Source organism: Streptococcus sp. 2106, from assembly GCF_013277315.1.
GTDB lineage: Bacteria > Bacillota > Bacilli > Lactobacillales > Streptococcaceae > Streptococcus > Streptococcus pseudopneumoniae.
Map to the genome: position 1 here is coordinate 1 of NZ_VMMS01000148.1, position 1,578 is coordinate 1,578.

The 1,578-nt window shown below is 37.2% G+C and carries 2 pseudogenes; one reads left to right on the top strand and one right to left on the bottom strand.

From position 1 onward, the window contains the following. A pseudogene (locus HT723_RS11225) lies at nucleotides 1–937 on the bottom strand (IS1380 family transposase); the annotation flags it as partial. Between the two features lie 381 nt (nucleotides 938–1,318). On the opposite strand from HT723_RS11225, the pseudogene HT723_RS11235 reads away from it, so the two are divergent. Next, a pseudogene (locus HT723_RS11235) lies at nucleotides 1,319–1,559 on the top strand (helix-turn-helix transcriptional regulator); the annotation flags it as partial. Between the last annotated feature and the right edge of the window lie 19 nt (nucleotides 1,560–1,578).

The window sequence follows — 1,578 nt, forward strand, 5'->3', positions numbered from 1 at the left end:
CTACACTGCTTAAATTGGTTACAAGAGAGACCACATCATAGAACAATTCCCCTTCCTGTCTTTGGGAAAATTGGCAAACACGACGTGGCTGGCGTCAAGAATCGGCTTTATAAAGGGACTCTGAATAGGAAGAATGAGGTAAAATACTCAAATCCTCTGAACAAGGCAAGGTTAAATCTCCCAAGCGACTCAGAACAGTGTTCCTTTTCAGTTTGGTCAAATAGGCATGACCTCTATCTTCCAGTAAATTATAGAGTTTTGGGCTCACAAAACCGCTATCCATACGAAAAATCAGATGGTCAAACTGCTCTAAAATGGGGTGAATAAGGGCATCTGCTCCTTCTGAACAATAGCGATTTCCAGAACGTAACTGGGCATTCAGACAATAGCCAGTCTGGCTTTCAAAGGCATAAAGGGGATGATAAGCTGTCACCTGATAATGAGCATTATAGTCGGCTCCCTCTTGATGCCCATAAGTGGTAAAATGAGTGGAATCCACATCAACGATAAGACTGGGTTGGCTTTGCATTTGTAAAAAGAGTTGAACCAGTTCAAAGTTTAGTCTTCGCAAGCTCCCAACAGTTGCTTCTGTTGAACGTGACAGAAAGCGAGACAAGGTTGGTTGAGACGCAACTTGTCCAGTTTCCAACAGTTTTGGAAAATAAGCATCTGATTTTAATTTCTTACAGGCATAGTCTATGTCATAGCCTGTAAGGATTTGAAAGAGAAATTGGATGACAATATCGGCATCCGAATAGTGATAATAGCGTCGTTTATCATCGCTCACAGGATGTTTTGAAATAGTTTCTTTTAGATTCAACTTTGTGAAGAGTTCTTTGAAGAGCAGAAGACCAGCTTGATTGGTCAGATTTCCACCATCGAAAGAAAAGTGTGATAAAGTATTGTTTTTCGTAGATTTATTTTATATACTGGTCATTGGAATTTCCTTTGTTTTGATTTTGTTTTCGATTATATCATAAAGGAGAAACTCCCTTTTGTCCAGTAAAAACAGCACCCAATGGGTGAAAAGAGAAAGCACCTAGAATCCTCGGTTTCATATCGATTCTGGATGCTTTTTGTGTTAGGTGTGAATAATTGGGGGAGAAAGAGATTGAAGATTGTCAAAAACAGATGAATGAATATATAGACGAGTATGAACATCAAGTGAGGAGATTGGAGAAATTAGTTAACACTATAAATTTTGCAATTGATAGTAAAGAGAGAGGCTTCAACATCCCATTAGAGTAATTTAAATGTATTTTAATTGTTACAGAAATCGTGATAAAATGATTAGCAGTAGTAGATTGGAGGAAATAGTGTGGGAAGCTTATTAGCTACTCGAATTAAGAGCAGAAGAAAAGAATTGAAATTATCTCAGAAAGAGTTAGCTGAAGGAATTTGTAAGCAAGGTCAGATTAGTCGTTTGGAGAACGGAGAATATACTCCAGGTTCAGAATTATTGCATCAACTAGCTAAAAGACTTAGTGTTAGTATGGATTATTTTTTTTGACGAGCAAATTTTGAATGAGAGTACAGAACTTATTGAGTTTAAAAAAATAGTTATAGTTGCTTAGTTTC